This window comes from Enterobacter sp. UPMP2060, assembly GCF_053709655.1.
Map to the genome: position 1 here is coordinate 35,943 of NZ_JBSKJQ010000010.1, position 17,809 is coordinate 53,751.

Consider the following 17,809-nt stretch of genomic DNA (forward strand, 5'->3'; position numbering starts at 1 on the left):
GTTTAATTAACGACGACCTTCAGCAATAGCGGTTACGGCCTGCAGTTCTGCGGCTTCCTGCTCTTGCTGCTCCTGGCGCTCACGCACGTCGAGGATCTGGTTGTTGATCAGACCTTCTTCGATTTCGCGAAGTGCAATAACGGTGGTTTTATCGTTTTCTTCCGGTACCAGCGGATCTTTACCGCCTACCTGCATCTGACGAGCGCGACGCGCGGCGACCAGCACCAGGTCAAAACGGTTACCAATTTTCTCTACAGCGTCCTGAACAGTTACGCGTGCCATACTTAAAATGCTCCACAGGTGAAGAAATGACTGGGCATGATACTGAAAGTGGGTTCAGTCTGCCAACAGTTTGGTGATTAATGCGTCATGTCGCTGCTTCTGGCGGCTCATACGCAGACGTTCTGCACGAAGAATGGTTTTGAGATCGCTCAGTGCGGCATCAAAATCATCATTCACAATAAGGTAATCATATTCCGCGTAATGGCTCATTTCTGCAACAGCCTGTTCCATACGCTTTGCGATCACTTCTTCGCTGTCCTGACCGCGGCCACGCAGGCGGCGATCCAGCTCATCTTTCGATGGCGGTAAAATAAAGATACTGCGCGAATCAGGCATTTTCTTACGAATTTGCTGTGCGCCCTGCCAGTCGATATCCAGGAACACATTCACGCCCGTGGCCAGAACCTGCTCAATGGTTTCACGCGAGGTACCGTAGTAATTACCAAATACTTCAGCGTGTTCAAGAAACGCGTCTCTGCCGATCATCGCTCTGAATTCGTCGTGATCCACAAAGAAATAGTGTTCACCGTGCACTTCACCCGGACGCGGCGCTCGCGTGGTGTGAGAAACAGAAACCTGTGTGTCGTACAACGGTTGGGTTTTTAACAGTGCCTGAATAAGGCTGGATTTACCCGCGCCACTAGGGGCAGAAACAATATAAAGCGTGCCTTGAGCCATGAGAGTCTTTTGTATGTGTTAACGAAGAAGTCCTACATACGGGCTTATTATACACGTCACCGCCGTGTGACGTAGCCTTTGTCACACTTTTTCCCCTGGATTATTGAATTTTGCGTGCCGTTTTCAGGTTTTATCTGTGGTTTTCAGCAACCAAAAGAAACACCGGATAGCGTATCGCATTGTGAAACGTTGCCGTTAGCGTTGTTTCAGGTATCCGGGTATATCTCCGGCAATGCATAGGAGGGGTAGCGATGTGGCGATGGATAAGCGGGTTAATGCTGTTGTGGTGTGGCTATGGCGTGGCGGTGTGTCCGGTGTGGTCGCAGGCAAAAGCAGAAAAAGAGATGGCGTCGTTAAGCGCCCAAATCAAACGCTGGGATGAGGCTTACTGGAAGCAGGGCGTAAGTGAGATCAACGACGAGGTTTACGACCAGCTTCACGGGCGATTAACGCAGTGGCAGCGCTGTTTTGGCGGTGAGCCTTCAGAAGAGAAACTCCCGGCGCTGGCGGGAAGTGTAAAACATCCCGTTGCCCATACGGGCGTACATAAAGTGGCCAGCAAAGAGGAGTTGAGACAGTGGATGCGTACCCGACAACATCTGTGGCTGCAGCCCAAAGTTGACGGTGTGGCGGTAACGCTGGTCTATCGCAACGGAAAGTTAACCCAGGCTATCAGTCGCGGTGATGGCCTGAAAGGGGAAGACTGGACCGATAAGGTGCGTTTAATCCCGTCGGTTCCGCAAAAGCTCACCGGCGCGCTGGCGAATAGCGTCTTGCAGGGCGAGCTTTACTGGTTACGCGACAACCACATTCAGAACCAGATGGGCGGAATGAACGCTCGCGCCAAGGTGGCGGGGGCGATGATGCGGCAAAAGGATAACTCGCTATTAAGCAAGATCGGCGTATTCATCTGGGCCTGGCCGGACGGACCGAAAGATATGCGTACATCTTTAGCTGAACTGTCTCAGGCCGGTTTTACGCTGTCGGCACGGTATACGCTACCCGCCGAATCTGTCGATGCCGTCGAGAAGCAGCGCGCGGCCTGGCACGTGACCGCATTACCCTTTGCCACGGATGGCATTGTGGTGCGTTCGGAGGATGAACCTGCGGGCGAAGAGTGGTTACCGGGAGAAGGCATCTGGGTTGTCGCGTGGAAATATCCTCCCGCAGCCCAGGTCGCTGAGGTGAGTGATATTCATTTTTCCGTGGGGCGCACGGGCAAAATTTCCGTTGTAGCAGCGCTGGAACCCGTGCAACTGGATGATAAACAGGTGCAGCGGGTGAGTCTGGGCTCGGTTGGGCGCTGGCAGAGTCTGGATATTGCTCCAGGGGATCAGATACAGATCAGCCTGGCCGGGCAGGGTATCCCCCGGCTTGATAAGGTGCTCTGGCGCGGGACTGACAGACATAAACCAGAGCCACCGGCCTCACGCTATCATGCTCTTAGCTGTTTCTATGCTTCGCCGGAGTGTATGGAGCAGTTCTTTGCCCGGCTGACCTGGCTCAGTTCAAAGCAGGTATTCGATATTGAAGGATTAGGCGAATCAGGCTGGCGGACCCTCTGGCAGGCACATCGTTTTGAACATCTCTTTTCATGGCTGTTATTAACGCAGGCGCAGCTGCAGGCTACACCGGGGTTTTCCTCAGCACGCGGGCTGGCGCTCTGGCACCGATTTAATCTGGTGCGCGAGAAGCCGTTTATCCGCTGGCTCATGGCAATGGGTGTGCCATTGACCCAGGCTTCGCTGAAGGCGATGGGAGACATATCGTGGCAGAAGATGAGCGGGCGCAACGCAAAGGACTGGCAGACCCTGCCGGGAACGGGAGAGGAGAAAGCGCGACAAATCGTAAACTGGATTCACGCGCCTCAGATTGATGTGCTGGCGAAATGGCTCGCTGAACAGCACATCAACGGGTTCTGAAGCTAGTGGGTGCTGTGTTTGTAATGAAAAACGGGCAGTCCGAGCTTCAGACGCAGCGCCAGCATGCGGGCCGTAAAGCCAAACAGCAGCGTCGAGATGACCACCACATCATGGTTTGAAACGTAATGCTGCAGGGCGATATAGAGCACCGCTGCCGCAAAGGAGATGCCGGCATACAGCTCTTTTTGAAAGACCAGGGGGATGCGTTTGCAGAACATATCGCGCAGCACACCGCCGAATACGCCCGTGACCACGGCAGCAATGGTGGCGATAACCGGTCCTTCCCCCATATCGAGCGCGATTTGCGCGCCGATTATCGAAAAGACGATCAGCCCCAGCGCATCAAGCACCAGGAACAGGCGGCGAAGATGGGGCATAACGGGCGCCACTATGGTGGTTAACACGGCGGCCGTCGCAACAATAATCACATACTCAGGGTGTTTAACCCAGCCGAGCGGGTAATGGCCAAGCAGGATATCGCGCACGGAACCGCCGCCCAGTGCGGTTGCTGTAGCAATAATGATCACGCCGAAGGTGTCCATACGGCGACGTCCGGCGGCAAGTGCGCCGGTCATGGCTTCTGCGGTGATGCCAATGAGATAAAGGATGTGAAGCAGCATATACCCTCCGGTGTGAACGCGGGGGGAGGTTAGCGATTTGTGCGCAAGATCACGATTGAGATTTTCTAAGGCGAGTCAGTTTGCCCTATAAATTTTTATCAAGTTCTATAGAGAAAGCTTGATGAAAGGCGGTAAAGCGACAAAATTGGCGTTAAGATGGATTAGAAATAGTAATGGGTGGTGCTGTCGACACCACCCGAAAAGCATTACTCGATGTTCTGGATCTGCTCGCGCATCTGTTCAATCAGCACTTTCAGCTCAATCGCTGAATTCGTCACTTCTGCATTGATCGACTTAGACGCTAGGGTGTTCGACTCGCGGTTGAACTCCTGCATCATAAAGTCCAGACGGCGGCCCACAGCTTCTTTTTTCTTCAGAATGTTGTAGGTTTCTTTAACGTGCGCTTCCAGACGGTCCAGTTCTTCAGCGACATCGATACGCTGCGCCATCAGCACCAGCTCTTGTTCCAGGCGGGTGTTTTCCAGCTGAACTTCCGCTTCTTCCAGTTTGGCGACAAGGCGCTCGCGCTGCCATTGCAGCACTTCTGGCATATGGGTGCGGACTTTGGCAACTTCGGTGCTCACGCCTTCAAGACGCTGCTCAATCATCGCTTTCAGCGCCTGACCTTCGGTTTCGCGGGCAACGATAAAGTCGTCCAGCGTGCCGTCGAGAGCTGCCAGGATTTCAGCGGCAATGGCGTCCAGATCCTGCTCACCGGCGGCCATGACGCCAGGCCAGCGCAGAATATCAACCGGGTTGATTTCGCCTTCATCGCTCTGCATTTTGACCCAGTTCGCCGCATTCACGAGCTGTTTTGCCAGTTTTTCGTTGAGGATGAGCTCGCCCTGTGCGCTCGCATCAGGCTCAAAGCGCAGGTTACATTCAACTTTTCCGCGCGTCAGACGCGTACGGATACGTTCACGTACGACAGGCTCAAGGCTGCGGAACTGCTCCGGCATACGGAAATACGTTTCCAGGTAACGCTGGTTTACCGAGCGCATTTCCCATGTGGCGCTACCCCAGCTACCCTTGATTTCACGCCGGGCGTAGGCGGTCATACTGCGGATCATAGACATTCCCGTTTTTAAAGGAGAGATGGGGGGATTATAGCTTTCGGGGGCTTCTCAGGATAGGAATAAGCGTCCTTTATCCGTATAATGCGCAGCCACATTCGTTTCAAGCCGGAGAATCCATCATGCGTCCATCAGGTCGTAGCGCCAACCAGGTGCGTCCCGTCACCCTGACCCGTAACTATACAAAACACGCTGAAGGCTCCGTGCTGGTTGAGTTTGGTGACACTAAAGTGCTGTGCACCGCCTCCATCGAAGAAGGCGTTCCGCGCTTCCTGAAAGGTCAGGGCCAGGGGTGGATCACCGCAGAATACGGCATGCTGCCGCGTGCGACCCATACCCGTAATGCCCGTGAAGCGGCAAAGGGTAAGCAGGGCGGTCGTACCATGGAGATTCAGCGTCTGATCGCGCGTGCGCTGCGCGCCGCCGTTGACCTGAAAATCCTCGGCGAATTCACCATCACGCTGGACTGCGACGTGATTCAGGCTGACGGTGGCACGCGTACCGCGTCCATTACCGGCGCCTGCGTGGCGCTGGCCGATGCCCTGAACAAGCTGGTTGCGGCCGGTAAGCTGAAAACCAACCCTATGAAAGGCATGGTTGCGGCGGTTTCTGTAGGTATCGTTAACGGCGAAGCGCTTTGCGATCTGGAATACGTTGAAGACTCCGCAGCCGAAACCGACATGAACGTGGTGATGACCGAAGACGGTCGCATCATTGAGGTGCAGGGCACGGCGGAAGGCGAGCCGTTCACCCACGAAGAGCTTCTCTCCCTGCTGGCGTTAGCCCGAGGGGGAATCGAATCCATTGTAACGACGCAGAAAGCGGCGTTAGAAAATTGATTTTAAAGGCGACCAATGAGTCGCCTTTTTTTTGCCTGTAAGACAGAAAAACCAAAGGAGCAAATCCATGAAATCGTATCAGCGCCAGTTTATTGAGTTTGCGCTTAACAAGCAGGTACTTAAGTTTGGCGAATTTACGCTGAAATCCGGGCGTAAAAGTCCCTATTTCTTCAACGCCGGGCTGTTTAATACCGGGCGCGATCTGGCACTGTTAGGCCGTTTCTATGCCGAAGCGCTGGTGGATTCCGGGATTGATTTTGACCTGCTGTTTGGCCCGGCCTATAAAGGCATTCCGATTGCGACCACCACCGCGGTGGCGCTGGCGGAACACCATGACCGCGACGTGCCGTACTGCTTTAACCGCAAAGAGGCCAAAACCCATGGCGAAGGCGGGAATCTGGTCGGCAGCGCGCTGCAGGGCCGCGTCATGCTGGTCGATGACGTGATTACCGCGGGTACGGCGATCCGTGAATCGATGGAGATTATTCAGGCCAACGGTGCGACGCTTGCTGGCGTGCTGATTTCTCTGGATCGTCAGGAGCGTGGTCGCGGTGAAATTTCCGCTATTCAGGAAGTCGAACGCGATTACAGCTGCAAAGTGACGTCGATTATTACCCTGAAAGACCTGATTGCGTATCTGGAAGAGAAGCCTGAGATGGCGGACCATCTGGCGGCGGTACGTGCGTACCGGGAAGAGTTCGGGGTGTAATTAAATTGCCCGGTGGCGCTACGCTTACCGGGCTTACGGATTACTGCAACTGAGCAGCCACTAACGGCCAGCGGGCGTCAAAATCGTCCGTTGGACGGTATTTGAATTCGCTACGCACAAAGCGGGAGAGCATCCCTTCACAAAACGCCAGAATCTGGCTCGCCAGCAGCGTTTCATCAATGGTGTAACCTTCGCCTTCACGCATTTTCTTTTCGCGTAGTACCTGGCGCAGCTGCGCTTCAATACGCTCGAAAAGCTGGTTAATGCGGCCCTGCAGTCTGTCCTGTTCAAACATCAGCGCGTGGCCGGTGAGGATACGGGTTAAGCCCGGATTGCGTTCACCGAAGCCCAGGATTAGCAGCACAATCAGACGCAGACGCGCGGTGGTGTCTTTTTCGTCTTTCAGAATCAGGTTGATGCGCGTGATCAGGCTGTCTTCAATAAACTCGATCAGGCTGTCGAACATTCGGGTCTTGCTCGGGAAATGACGGTACAGCGCCGCCTCAGACACGCCTACAGAGGCGGCCAGTTTAGCGGTGGTGATGCGTTGACTGCCATCGCTGGATTCAAGCATCAGAGCCAGAGATTGAAGTATTTCTTCGCGACGATTCCTTTTCGCGGTTTGTTTTTCTGCCATGTTACAAAATACCCCTGAAAATAAGCACTTGCCAGGCTGGCATCCACACAGCGACCGCAAACGGGCGTTTGCGGTTTGTTATTGCATTATAACGCTGTGAGATACGTATCTTTCGGGCCGTTATTTGCGCCCGGAATGGCCGAAGCCGCCTTCGCCACGGTCGGTGGCGTCAAAGTCTGCCACCAGGTTAAATTCTGCCTGTACCACCGGTACAAAGACCATCTGGGCGATACGCTCGCCCGGTTCAATGGTGAAGCTGTCCTGACCACGGTTCCAGACGGAGACCATCAGCTGACCCTGGTAGTCGGAGTCGATCAGGCCGACCAGGTTACCCAGCACAACGCCGTGCTTATGACCCAGACCAGAGCGCGGCAGGATCACCGCTGCCAGCGACGGGTCAGCAATGTGAATTGCCAGGCCAGTTGGAACCAGGGTAGTGGCACCCGGAGCCAGTTCTACGGCGTCATCGAGACAGGCGCGCAGGTCAAGACCGGCAGAGCCGGAGGTGGCATAGGTTGGCAGCGGGAATTGCTCGCCAACACGCGGGTCCAGAATCTTAACGTCGATTTTTTTCATCATAACGGGTAACGATCTCGTCGAGTAATTGTTGGCCCAGGAGTTCCTTGCGCTCAAGCGGTAAGACTTTATCTCCATCCTGCCAGAAAAGGTGCAGTGCGTTGCTGTCGCTGTTAAATCCTTGTGTGGCCAGCGATACGTCGTTCGCGCAAATCAAATCGAGGTTTTTGCGGGTACGTTTTTGCCGGGCATATTCTTCCACATTATTCGTTTCTGCGGCAAACCCAACAACGTATGGACGATGGCTTTTTAGTGCGGCGACACCGGCGACAATGTCCGGGTTTTTCACCATTTTTAGTGTTAATTCATCGCCTTGCTTTTTAATTTTAGCCTCGGCGATAGTCTCGGCACGATAGTCTGCGACGGCCGCACAGCCGATAAAAATCTGCTGGCTTTGCGCATGTGCCTGCACGGCGGCTTCCATCTCCAGCGCGGTGGTGACGTCAATTCGCTTCACAAACGCAGGGGTAGGCAGCGATACCGGGCCGCTCACCAGCGTGACGTTCGCGCCACGCCTTGCGGCGGCGGCGGCAATCGCAAAGCCCATTTTGCCGGAGCTGTGGTTGGTGATGTAGCGCACCGGATCCAGCGGCTCGCGCGTGGGGCCCGCGGTAATCATGATGTTGAGATGTTGCAGATCGTTGACAGGCGAAAAATGGGCTGCGGCCATATCAACAATCGTCAGCGGATCAAGCATGCGACCCGGGCCAACGTCGCCGCAGGCCTGGCTGCCGCTGTCCGGACCCCAGATAAGCAGGCCGCGTGAGGCCAGCGTCTCAAGATTATGCTGGGTGGCCGCGTTACGGTACATCTGCTGGTTCATGGCAGGAACGACGGCAACAGGCGCAGGCGTGGCCAGACAAATAGTGGAGACCAGATCGTTTGCCATACCGGCCGCTACCCGAGCGATTAAATCAGCCGTGGCGGGGGCGAGGATAACCAGGTCTGCCCATTTACCCAGCTCAATATGGCCCATCGCGGCTTCGGCGGCCGGATCGAGCAGGCTGTCAGATACCGGGTATCCTGAAACGGCCTGCAGGCTCAGGGGAGTGATAAAGGCTTTACCGCCTTCGGTTATCGCGACCCGCACGTCAGCTCCGCGCTCGCGCAGACGACGCACCAGCTCCGGCGCTTTATAAGCAGCAATGCCGCCGCTCACGCCAAGAACGATTTTTTTACCGGCCAGGCTCATCATGATTCTTTCCTGTTGGGTTTCACCAGAGAGCGGGCATTTTATCACAATCCCCAAAGCGGGGTGATTTTGTCCTTCGACCACTTTGCGAGGCGCTACGCAAGAACGCAATGTGGCCGTCGAGCGACGGATTGGCCTGTGGCAGCATAAGGTTAAAAAGGGGAGAAAGAGCATGGAAGAAGAGGATGAGGAGCTGCTGCCGCGCGAAAAACTGCTGCGCTATGGCGTTAGCCTGTTAAAAGACGATGAACTGCTGGCGCTCTTTTTACGTACCGGAACGCCCGGAAAAACGGTATTTACGCTGGCAAAAGAGCTGATCGCACATTTCGGTTCGCTGTACGGTTTATTGACCGCCGATATGGCGCAGTTTAAGCACGTTGAGGGAATTGGCGTGGCGAAATATGCCCAGCTGAGGGGCATTGCTGAACTTGCCCGCCGTTTTTACAATGTCCGCATGGAGAAGGAAGATCCGATCCTGACGCCAGAAATGACGCGTGAATTCCTGCAAAGCCAGTTAACTGATATTGAACGCGAGATCTTTATAGTGATCTTTGTCGATAACAGAAATCGGGTGCTGAAACATAGCTGTCTCTTTGCGGGCACGTTGAGTCACGTTGAGGTGCATCCGCGTGAAATTGTGCGGGAAGCGATAAAAGTGAATGCAGCGGGCGTGATCCTCGCGCATAATCACCCCTCTGGCTGTGCAGAACCGAGCAGAGCGGACAAAGAAATCACCGAACGCATTATCAAATGCTGTCAATTCATGGACATTCGTGTGCTGGACCATCTGATAATTGGCCGCGGTGAGTACATTTCTTTCGCAGAACATGGCTGGATTTAGGCTATTTCTCGCGATCCATCGGGATCTTTGTCTGTTCGGGACTTGAGCACACCGCCGAGTCAGCGTATACTACGCCACCTTTGAGAATCTCGGGTTTGGCATTTGGGCCTGGCAATCGAGAGTTCACTTAGAACTATGCGATGACCGGGCTGTAAAGCCTGACGAGGCGCCGATACCCCATACGAAGCTCGAGCTAATTTGATTTTTGGAGAATAGACATGTCCCGAGTCTGCCAAGTTACTGGCAAGCGTCCGGTGACCGGTAACAACCGTTCCCACGCACTGAACGCGACTAAACGCCGTTTCCTGCCGAACCTGCACTCTCACCGTTTCTGGGTTGAGAGCGAGAAGCGTTTTGTCACCCTGCGCGTATCTGCTAAAGGTATGCGTGTAATCGATAAGAAAGGCATCGATACAGTTCTGTCCGAACTGCGTGCCCGTGGCGAAAAGTACTAAGTACTTAAAGAGGAAATAAATCATGGCTAAAGGTATTCGCGAGAAAATCAAGCTGGTTTCTTCTGCTGGTACAGGTCACTTCTACACCACCACGAAGAACAAACGTACTAAGCCGGAAAAACTGGAACTGAAAAAATTCGATCCAGTTGTACGCCAGCACGTACTGTACAAAGAAGCTAAAATCAAATAATTTTAGTCTCCTTGTATCGAAAAACCCCGCAACTGCGGGGTTTTTTGCATTCTGCATCTCAACGGAGGAACCATGCCTGAATTACCTGAGGTAGAAACCAGCCGTCGCGGCATTGAGCCCCATCTGGTCGGCGCGACGATTCTTCACGCGGTGGTCCGCAATGGACGTCTGCGCTGGCCGGTGTCCGATGAGATCCATGCCCTGAGCGATAAACCCGTCCTTAGCGTACAGCGTCGCGCGAAATACCTGCTGCTGGAACTGCCCGACGGCTGGATTATTATCCACCTGGGGATGTCCGGGAGCCTGCGCATTCTTACCGAAGAACTGCCTGCGGAAAAGCACGACCACGTCGATCTGGTGATGAGCAACGGCAAAGTGCTCCGTTACACCGACCCACGGCGCTTTGGCGCGTGGCTGTGGACGAAGGAGCTGGAAGGGCATAACGTGCTGGCGCATCTGGGCCCGGAGCCGCTCTCAGACACGTTTAACGCGGAATACCTCAAGGCGAAGTGTGCGAAGAAGAAAAGCCCGATTAAGCCCTGGCTGATGGATAACAAGCTGGTGGTCGGCGTGGGGAATATCTACGCCAGCGAATCGCTGTTTGCGGCGGGGATCCATCCCGATCGGCTGGCCTCTTCGCTGTCGGCGCAGGAGTGCGAGCTGCTGGTCCGGGTGATTAAAGCCGTATTACTTCGCTCGATTGAGCAGGGCGGGACAACGTTGAAGGACTTCCTGCAAAGTGACGGCAAGCCGGGCTATTTTGCCCAGGAGCTGCAGGTGTATGGCCGTAAAGGCGAACCGTGCAGAGTCTGCGGCACGCCGGTGATTGCCACGAAGCACGCCCAGCGCGCCACGTTCTACTGCCGTCAGTGCCAGAAATAAGGCTACTTTAGCTTTTCCATCAATGCATGGTGGACGTTAGTCGGCAGGAAATGGGTGACATCGCCGTGATGACGCGCCACCTCTTTTACCAGCGTGGAAGAGATAAACGACCACTCTTTGGAGGGCATCAGGAACACGCTCTCCAGCTCCGGCATCAGGTGGCGGTTCATGTGCGCCAGCTGCATCTCATACTCAAAGTCTGCCACCGCGCGTAAACCACGGATCAGAATATTGGCCTGCTGAGCGCGGGCGAAGTTTGCCATCAGGTCGCTAAATCCGACCACCTCAACATTCTGCAGGTGCGAAATGGCATCGGTGGCGAGCTGTACGCGCTCGTTGAGGTCAAACATCGGCTTTTTGCTGGGGCTGGCGGCAATGGCCAGGATCACCTTGTCGAACATGCACGCCGCACGGGTGATGATATCAAGATGACCGTTGGTGATCGGATCGAAGGTACCCGGATAAATCGCTTTTGTGCTCATGGCTCACGTTTTCTCTGAGTAGCCGCGGCAGAGCGCCCACAGCTCGGTGTATTTGTTGAAAGTATACTGGGCATTCACAACCGCGAGTAACCAGCCCTGCTTGCCGTCCAGGACGCCACCACGCAGCAGCAGCGTTTTCAGGAACGCGCCCAGCGTGTGGGTGAAGATACCCGTCAGCGAGGCCTTCTTGCCGCGCTGGTGACGCTCCTGAGCCCATGCGGTGGCATAGTTGAGCTGTTTACGCTGGAAGCTCGCGAAATCACGGCAGGTCAGGTGCAGCAAATCGCCCGTCAGGGGAATCACCTGGGCACTATCGCAGCTCAGGGATTCATGCACCAGATTGTCGTTGTATTGATACCGCTCGCGCTCGTAGAGGCGCATCACGCGGTCAGGATACCAGCCGCTGTGGCGCATAAAACGGCCAAGGAAGTAGTTGCGGCGGGCAATGCTGTATACGGCGCCAGGCTGGGGCGAGGAAATCACCGCCTGAATGGCCTGCTGAAGCTCAGGCGTGATGCGTTCGTCGGTGTCGAGCATCAGGACATAATCACCTGTGGCATACCCCTGCGCGCGCTGGCGCTGGATGCCGTAGCCCTGCCAGTCAGCGTCGACAAAGACTTTTGCGCCCGCTGCCCGGGCAACGTCCACCGTGTTGTCGGTACTTCCGGAGTCAAGAATGACTATCTCGTCAGCCCAGGCAACCGACGCCAGGCAATCCGGAAGCAGGTCGGCGGCGTTTTTGGCGATCATGACGACCGACAGGCGCGTTGACATCAGTGGCTCCGCTGGGGCAGATAAGGTTGCAGAAGCTGCAGCAGTCGGGTCAGTGCGCCCTGGTTCTGGTGCAGCACTTCGACGGCATGGCGCCCGTACCACAGGCGATAATCTTCGTCAGTCAGAAGGGTCGATACCTCTTTAACCACCGAATCCGCATCGGTCACGGTAATTAAACCATCGGCCTGCTGTAGTTTCGCGCAGATATCTTTGAAGTTAAACGTGTGCGGCCCCATCAGTACCGGAATGGCGTGGGCTGCCGGCTCCAGCGGGTTATGACCGCCGCGCTCGACCAGGCTGCCACCGACAAACGCGAGGTCAGCGATTCCGTACAGCAGCATCAGCTCGCCCATCGTATCGCCAATCACCACCTGGGTGCTGCCGGAAGGGATTTCACCGCTGCTGCGCAGCGTGAAGCTGAAGCCGCCTTTCTGCACCATTTCACGGGCATCTTTAAAACGCTCCGGATGGCGCGGCACGAGGATCAGCAGTAAATCAGGGAATTTTTCCAGCAGCTTGCGGTGAGCCTGCAGAATGATCTCTTCTTCGCCATCATGAGTACTGGTGGCAATCCAGACCTGACGACGCGGGGCCCACTGGCGACGCAGCGTGATCGCACGGGCGGCGAGTTCAGGGGTAACGGAAATATCAAATTTCAGGCTGCCCGTTACCGCAAGCTGGTTGCGTTTCAGGCCCAGCGCGATAAAGCGTGCCGCATCCTCTTCGTTCTGCGCGGCAATCAGCGTAATTTTGCTCAGCAGGCGGCGCATAAACTTACCCAGCTTGCCGTAACCTTTCGCCGAGCGCTCTGAAAGGCGCGCGTTGGCAATGACCAGCGGGATTTTACGGGCATGCAGGGCGGAAATCATATTCGGCCACAGTTCAGTTTCCATCACGATCACCAGCTTCGGGCGAACGGTATTCAGGAAACGATTCATGGCGCAGGGCAGATCGTAAGGCAGATAGACGTGCTGCACGTCTTTGCCGAAAGCGGATAACGCGCGCTCCGAGCCGGTCGGCGTCATCGTCGTGACGGTGATTGGCAGCGACGGGTAGCGGTGACGCAGGGCGCGAACCAGCGGGATCGCTGCCAGCGTTTCACCGACAGAAACGGAATGCAGCAAAATACCGTCCGGTACGACTTTATTGCGGCAGAAGCCATAGCGTTCAGCCCAGCGTTTACGATACGCAGGCGCTTTCCGGCTACGAAGCAACAGTCTCAGCCACACCAGTGGCTGAATGATGTAGAGCAGAGCGGTATACAACAATTCCAAGCGATTATCCGTTTTTTTAGTTTCGGCGGGCAAATTCTAAGCATTTAGGCCAGGTAAAGCTATCTCTTATGCCAGATACCGTTTCAAACGGAAATAACGTCGACCCAGCCGCCAGCGCAGACGCGGACTTTTTGCACTTTTCCAGATGAGTTTCCAGATGCCTGTTTCGAAGAACTCTTTAATAATCATTGATTTCTTCTTCTCATCCTTCATGTTGTCGAAGGTGTGAATAATGCCCAGCCCCTCTTTGGCAATTTGCCAGTGGCAGGCAGGGATCCCTTTCACTTTATCCGGGTAGCGCTGATTGATGGCGTCGAGCATCTGCAGGATTTTCATGTAGTGACGCGCGGAACGAATCAGCGTGTCGTCATTGTCCGGCATATGGGACACCGATGCGGAGTGAATGTAGTAGTCGTAATAACGTTCACTGGTGTACTGAACCCGCTCTGCCGCGAGCAGCACTTCGGTGGTCCACGGGATATCCTGATGGCGCAGGCCGGGCTCGAAATGGAAATTGTGTTTACGGATAAAGTCGTGGCGATAGATGTTCAGCCAGGTGACGTGAAGGAATTTACGAGAGTCCAGCGCCATTTTTAACCACGCAGGGCCAGCCATGACCCCAGTCGAAGCCAGTTTGTCTTCAGGGAAGATCGGGCGCGAGGGTTTCTTGTTATTCTCCCAGACGTAATTCCCGTTACAGGTGGCGACATCCAGATCCTGCGTGACGGCCATATCCAGCAGGTGTTGGTACATGCCGGGTTTAAAGACATCATCAATATCCGGGAAAGAGAGATATTGACCCGTCGCAACGGCCAGACCGGTGTTACGCGCGATGGATACGCCCTGGTTTTGCTGTTCTATGACCTGCAGCTGCGGCAGTTTTTCTCGCCAGTTTTCGACGATCTCCATCGAGCGGTCAGTAGAGCCGTCATTGACAATGATGACTTCCATGCTGTCGATGCGTTGATTGACAAGGCAGGTAAAGAACTGATCCAGGAAAGCTTCACCGTTATAAACGGCAACCACCACGCTTAACAATGGGGCTGAATTTTGCATAAGAAACCTGATTATTTTTGATTGTCGACCAGAGCAATATATTGCTGGCAAATGGCATTGATACCGAACGACGCGATGGTTGTATCGCCAACGACCGGTGGGGCGGTATAAATATCCGCCAGCGTTTTTGCCAGTGACTCGTCATTTAACTCTGCCAGCCCGCGCGCTAAAGCGCCGGTGAGGATTTCGGCAGGGCCTCCGGGGCAATTTGTACTGACCGGTGGCGTCTGGCAGATAATGGCTTCGACCAGCACATTACCAAAACCTTCGCAGTCAGAACTTAACACTAAAAGGCGTGCCCCTTTAATCCAGGGATAGGGATTGGACTCGAACGGGCGGAAAACCGTTTTGTTTTCAATACCCAGCTCGGCAGCAAGCTGCTTGAGTTTTTGAATTTGAGCGTCAGACCCATTGCCCATCATGACCAGGGTTGTGTCAATTTTACTCAGGGCGAACGCACGTAAAAGGCGGTCGTGGCGTTTGTGCTCATGGAAGCGGCCAACATGAATAATGTAATCCTTTCCCTGCATCTCGAAGGGCGCATCCGCCAGACGCTGAATTTCAGGAATATCGAAAGGATTATGGATAACCGCTTTGCGTCGAAGATTGAGCGCCAGCGTCTCGGAAAGGTCTGTCAACACGGCGCCTGAGACGGCGACAACGTTGCGGTTTTCGTAGGTATGACGAATTTTAAGATGTTTAAACCAGCGCGAAAGTCCGCTGCGATGGCGAAGATAGGAAAACGAGAACATGCCGTGCACGCAGAACCAGACTTTGTCACGTTCCAGCGCGCGGCAGTGCGACACAATGCGGTCTGTTTTGTGCAGGTGAGAGAACACCACATCAAATTTGCCGCTGCGCTCAGCTTGCTCAATCGCCTGATCCAGCAGTTGGGCGCGGCGTGGGATTTCCGTCAGCTTTCGCCACGGTTTTTTACATGTGTCCTGAACAACCTGATAATCGATGCCTTCCGGGATGGCGTAGTCGCACACTTTCCGCAGAGAGAATAGAGAGACCTGATGTCCCATTTCTATTAATCCACGGGAGAGTGTAAGAACCGTTTTTTCAGCTCCTCCACCGGGTAAACCATCAATAATCATTAGGATGCGCATTTTTAATCCAGTAATTTTTGATAAAGCGTAATAAGCTGACTTGATAGTTTTTCGGGAGTGGCGTCTTTTACACGTTCACGTGCCGCTCGTCCCATATTGTTATTTTTTTCCAGTGAAGGAATGGCGGCTACCGCTTCCTTCAGTGTACTGATATCAAGTGCGTCACAATAAAATCCGTTCTGGCCTTGTTGAATAAACTCTGCACCACCGCAACTCTCTGAAGTAATGACGGGCAAGCCGCAGGCCATCGCTTCAAGAATGACGTTAGGAAAGGGATCATACAGCGTTGGCAACAGTAAACCATCGGATAGCTGATAAAAAGGCAGAGTTTCTTTTTGCACCCCCAGGAAACGGATTTGCCCCTCGCAGCCTAACGAACGGGCGAGGTCGCGATAACGACGTTCTGCTTTATCTTGCCCAACCACAATCAGCCAGGCTGATGTTCCAGCGATAGCGCGTATGGCGCTGGCTAATCCTTTTCGTTCAAACCCTGAGCCTACGAAACAGAACACAACGGCATCGGCTGGCAAACCAAATTGTTGGCGCAAAATCGCACGCTGTGCCTCCTGGGCCGGAACGAAGCGGCTGGAATCAATAGAATTATAAATCACATGAATTTTATTTGCGTCAATATCAAAGTCTTCGACGATTTCGCGTTTGATCATCTCCGCATTGCAGATTACGGCTTTTAACTCAGGCGCCTGATACATTTCCCGTTCCGCACGCATCACGTAGCGGTGATAGCGGTCATACATCAGCATTTGCGCACGCCAGGCTGGTAAAATGCGCGCGCGCTGAAGCAGCCAGCGACGATGCACCCCATCACCCGCGCGATAGATATCACAACCCGGGATGCGCTCATGGCTTTGAACAATATCAAACTGCTGTTGCTGCCACAGCGCGCGCGCGGCCTGTGCAAATCCGCGTTCCCGACTGATGCGGCCCCATTTTTGAGGGTTGCAAATGTGGATATGCCAGTCGTCTTGCTTCTCTCCCTGCCACTCACGCGTGATGACGTTGAGCTCAAGGTTCTGATTGCTCAGCGCGGTGAGAGCGCGCGAAACGAAGCGTTCCGCTCCGCCATCAGGGCGATACTTTTGGCGAACAATGGCCAGACGATGGTTTTTCATGACAGATATCTCCTTGCGGCGGAGACGACAGCATCAACGGGAATGGCGTCGAGATAGCGTTCTTTCGTTTTGGTATCAATGGCATCCGGATCGGGTAGCGGGCCGTAATCGCCGGCCCAGATGACTTCACCGTTGACTTGCCATGGAGACCAAAACGTGAGTTTAGAAGGGCCAAACAGCGCCACGCAGGGCGTTTGCAGCGCGGCGGCCATATGCATTGGAACGGAGTCAACGCCGATAAAAAGACGCGCATGATCGATAAGTGAGGCCAGCTGGCGCAACGTTAGCTGGCCCGCCAGCGAGACGACTCCCGTCCTTGGCGAGGCGGCGAGAATGCGATCGATCATCGCCAGCTCTTTTTTATCCGGCCCCGCGGTGAGCACAACCGTATGACCATCCTGCTGCAGTGCAGTAATGGTTTGCGCCATTTTGTCTTCGCTCCAGCATTTAAAGAACCAGCGGGACGTCGGCTGGATCACGATATAGCTGTCGCCCACAGCCGTCTGCGTCAGCTTTTGGCGGGCATGATGCCAGTCTTCTGCGGTGTAAGCCATGGTGACGGCAGGCTGCGGCGCGACCGGTAATGGCGCCAGAATGGAAAGATTCTGTTCGACCGTATGCAGGGATTTGTGGCCGTCGACAGAGACCAGATCGGTGTGACAAAAACGCCAGAATGCACTGTTGCGTTTGTTAAACGCGAATCCGAGGCGAACGGGTGCACCGGTGAAGCGGGTGACGATCGCGCTACGCCATTGATCGGCAAGGTTAATCACCAGATGATAATGCTGATTTCTTAACGCACGCAGCAACTGCCACTCTTTTTGAAGATGCTTCAGCGTGCCAAGCTGTTTCCATTTACGATCGATTCCATAAATTGTACCGATCGCCGGATGCGCGGCGAGCATATCGCGCGTTTCTTCATACAGCAGGACATCAATCTGCGCCTGCGGCCATTTTTGACGTAGCGAATCAATGACGGGAGTGGTCAGCAACATGTCGCCATGATGGCGGAGTTTGATAAGTAAAATGCGCAAATCAGGTGTGTCAGGTAAGTTATTCATCATCATCTTATCGGCGTTGTACTG

Annotated in this window: 21 protein-coding genes; 7 read left to right on the forward strand and 14 right to left on the reverse strand. The window is 54.4% G+C overall.

Annotation, left to right across the window (positions count from 1 at the left end; all coding sequences use genetic code 11):
* Nucleotides 1-6: 6 nt before the first annotated feature.
* Nucleotides 7-282: a DNA-directed RNA polymerase subunit omega gene (rpoZ, locus tag ACWKXN_RS17585; RefSeq protein ID WP_000135058.1), complete on the reverse strand. Its 276-nt coding sequence runs from the start codon at nucleotides 280-282 to the stop codon at nucleotides 7-9.
* Between the two features lie 54 nt (nucleotides 283-336).
* Nucleotides 337-960 (reverse strand): guanylate kinase, encoded by a 624-nt coding sequence (gene gmk / locus ACWKXN_RS17590; RefSeq protein ID WP_010426438.1) that lies wholly within the window; start codon nucleotides 958-960, stop codon nucleotides 337-339.
* A 251-nt stretch (nucleotides 961-1,211) separates the two neighbouring features.
* On the opposite strand from gmk, the gene ligB reads away from it, so the two are divergent.
* On the forward strand, nucleotides 1,212-2,882 hold the full coding sequence (ligB, locus tag ACWKXN_RS17595) for an NAD-dependent DNA ligase LigB (protein ID WP_454544083.1): 1,671 nt from the start codon (nucleotides 1,212-1,214) through the stop codon (nucleotides 2,880-2,882).
* 2 nt (nucleotides 2,883-2,884) lie between these two features.
* On the opposite strand, the gene ACWKXN_RS17600 is transcribed toward ligB, so the two are convergent.
* Nucleotides 2,885-3,502 carry a trimeric intracellular cation channel family protein gene (locus ACWKXN_RS17600; protein WP_048980250.1) on the reverse strand — a complete coding sequence of 206 codons (618 nt, stop codon included), beginning with the start codon at nucleotides 3,500-3,502 and terminating at the stop codon, nucleotides 2,885-2,887.
* Between the two features lie 206 nt (nucleotides 3,503-3,708).
* The gene (locus ACWKXN_RS17605; protein ID WP_023309886.1) at nucleotides 3,709-4,572 is read right to left on the reverse strand and encodes a YicC/YloC family endoribonuclease; all 864 of its coding nucleotides are present in this window, start codon (nucleotides 4,570-4,572) and stop codon (nucleotides 3,709-3,711) included.
* A 125-nt stretch (nucleotides 4,573-4,697) separates the two neighbouring features.
* Here ACWKXN_RS17605 and rph point away from each other — a divergent pair, with 125 nt between their 5' ends.
* Nucleotides 4,698-5,414 (forward strand): ribonuclease PH, encoded by a 717-nt coding sequence (gene rph, locus ACWKXN_RS17610; RefSeq protein WP_010426431.1) that lies wholly within the window; start codon nucleotides 4,698-4,700, stop codon nucleotides 5,412-5,414.
* A gap of 67 nt (nucleotides 5,415-5,481) precedes the next feature.
* Complete coding sequence (pyrE, locus tag ACWKXN_RS17615) at nucleotides 5,482-6,123, forward strand: orotate phosphoribosyltransferase (protein ID WP_010426430.1); 642 nt, start codon at nucleotides 5,482-5,484, stop codon at nucleotides 6,121-6,123.
* Between the two features lie 40 nt (nucleotides 6,124-6,163).
* Here pyrE and slmA read toward each other — a convergent pair whose 3' ends face one another.
* The 3 genes from slmA to coaBC form a co-directional block, all read right to left on the reverse strand.
* On the reverse strand, nucleotides 6,164-6,760 hold the full coding sequence (gene slmA / locus ACWKXN_RS17620; RefSeq protein WP_010426428.1) for a nucleoid occlusion factor SlmA: 597 nt from the start codon (nucleotides 6,758-6,760) through the stop codon (nucleotides 6,164-6,166).
* A 120-nt stretch (nucleotides 6,761-6,880) separates the two neighbouring features.
* Nucleotides 6,881-7,339: a dUTP diphosphatase gene (dut, locus tag ACWKXN_RS17625; RefSeq protein WP_008502691.1), complete on the reverse strand. Its 459-nt coding sequence runs from the start codon at nucleotides 7,337-7,339 to the stop codon at nucleotides 6,881-6,883.
* A complete protein-coding gene (coaBC, locus tag ACWKXN_RS17630; RefSeq protein ID WP_087823747.1) occupies nucleotides 7,317-8,528 on the reverse strand; it encodes a bifunctional phosphopantothenoylcysteine decarboxylase/phosphopantothenate--cysteine ligase CoaBC in 1,212 nt (403 codons plus the stop codon). The genes dut and coaBC overlap by 23 nt, the downstream gene beginning before the upstream one ends.
* A gap of 172 nt (nucleotides 8,529-8,700) precedes the next feature.
* Here coaBC and radC point away from each other — a divergent pair, with 172 nt between their 5' ends.
* From radC to mutM, 4 genes are all read left to right on the forward strand, one after another.
* The gene (gene radC, locus ACWKXN_RS17635; protein WP_048980254.1) at nucleotides 8,701-9,369 is read left to right on the forward strand and encodes a RadC family protein; all 669 of its coding nucleotides are present in this window, start codon (nucleotides 8,701-8,703) and stop codon (nucleotides 9,367-9,369) included.
* Nucleotides 9,370-9,587: 218 nt separating this feature from the next.
* Nucleotides 9,588-9,824, forward strand: coding sequence for a 50S ribosomal protein L28 (gene rpmB / locus ACWKXN_RS17640; protein WP_002436699.1), 237 nt, complete (start codon nucleotides 9,588-9,590; stop codon nucleotides 9,822-9,824).
* 22 nt (nucleotides 9,825-9,846) lie between these two features.
* Nucleotides 9,847-10,014: a 50S ribosomal protein L33 gene (rpmG, locus tag ACWKXN_RS17645; protein ID WP_003024094.1), complete on the forward strand. Its 168-nt coding sequence runs from the start codon at nucleotides 9,847-9,849 to the stop codon at nucleotides 10,012-10,014.
* Nucleotides 10,015-10,086: 72 nt separating this feature from the next.
* A complete protein-coding gene (mutM, locus tag ACWKXN_RS17650) occupies nucleotides 10,087-10,896 on the forward strand; it encodes a bifunctional DNA-formamidopyrimidine glycosylase/DNA-(apurinic or apyrimidinic site) lyase (RefSeq protein WP_182931383.1) in 810 nt (269 codons plus the stop codon).
* 2 nt (nucleotides 10,897-10,898) lie between these two features.
* Here mutM and coaD read toward each other — a convergent pair whose 3' ends face one another.
* From coaD to rfaQ, 7 genes are all read right to left on the reverse strand, one after another.
* A complete protein-coding gene (gene coaD / locus ACWKXN_RS17655) occupies nucleotides 10,899-11,378 on the reverse strand; it encodes a pantetheine-phosphate adenylyltransferase (RefSeq protein WP_045887673.1) in 480 nt (159 codons plus the stop codon).
* A 3-nt stretch (nucleotides 11,379-11,381) separates the two neighbouring features.
* Nucleotides 11,382-12,152, reverse strand: coding sequence for a glycosyltransferase family 2 protein (locus ACWKXN_RS17660; protein WP_045887674.1), 771 nt, complete (start codon nucleotides 12,150-12,152; stop codon nucleotides 11,382-11,384).
* Complete coding sequence (gene waaA / locus ACWKXN_RS17665) at nucleotides 12,152-13,426, reverse strand: lipid IV(A) 3-deoxy-D-manno-octulosonic acid transferase (protein ID WP_032661923.1); 1,275 nt, start codon at nucleotides 13,424-13,426, stop codon at nucleotides 12,152-12,154. The genes ACWKXN_RS17660 and waaA overlap by 1 nt, the downstream gene beginning before the upstream one ends.
* A 66-nt stretch (nucleotides 13,427-13,492) precedes the next feature.
* Nucleotides 13,493-14,482: a glycosyltransferase gene (locus ACWKXN_RS17670; protein WP_045887675.1), complete on the reverse strand. Its 990-nt coding sequence runs from the start codon at nucleotides 14,480-14,482 to the stop codon at nucleotides 13,493-13,495.
* Nucleotides 14,483-14,493: 11 nt separating this feature from the next.
* Complete coding sequence (locus ACWKXN_RS17675) at nucleotides 14,494-15,594, reverse strand: glycosyltransferase (protein WP_087823691.1); 1,101 nt, start codon at nucleotides 15,592-15,594, stop codon at nucleotides 14,494-14,496.
* Between the two features lie 2 nt (nucleotides 15,595-15,596).
* Entirely contained in the window at nucleotides 15,597-16,724 is a 1,128-nt protein-coding gene (locus ACWKXN_RS17680) for a glycosyltransferase family 4 protein (RefSeq protein ID WP_045887677.1), read from the reverse strand.
* Nucleotides 16,721-17,791 (reverse strand): putative lipopolysaccharide heptosyltransferase III, encoded by a 1,071-nt coding sequence (gene rfaQ / locus ACWKXN_RS17685; protein WP_454544084.1) that lies wholly within the window; start codon nucleotides 17,789-17,791, stop codon nucleotides 16,721-16,723. The genes ACWKXN_RS17680 and rfaQ overlap by 4 nt, the downstream gene beginning before the upstream one ends.
* Nucleotides 17,792-17,809: the final 18 nt, after the last annotated feature.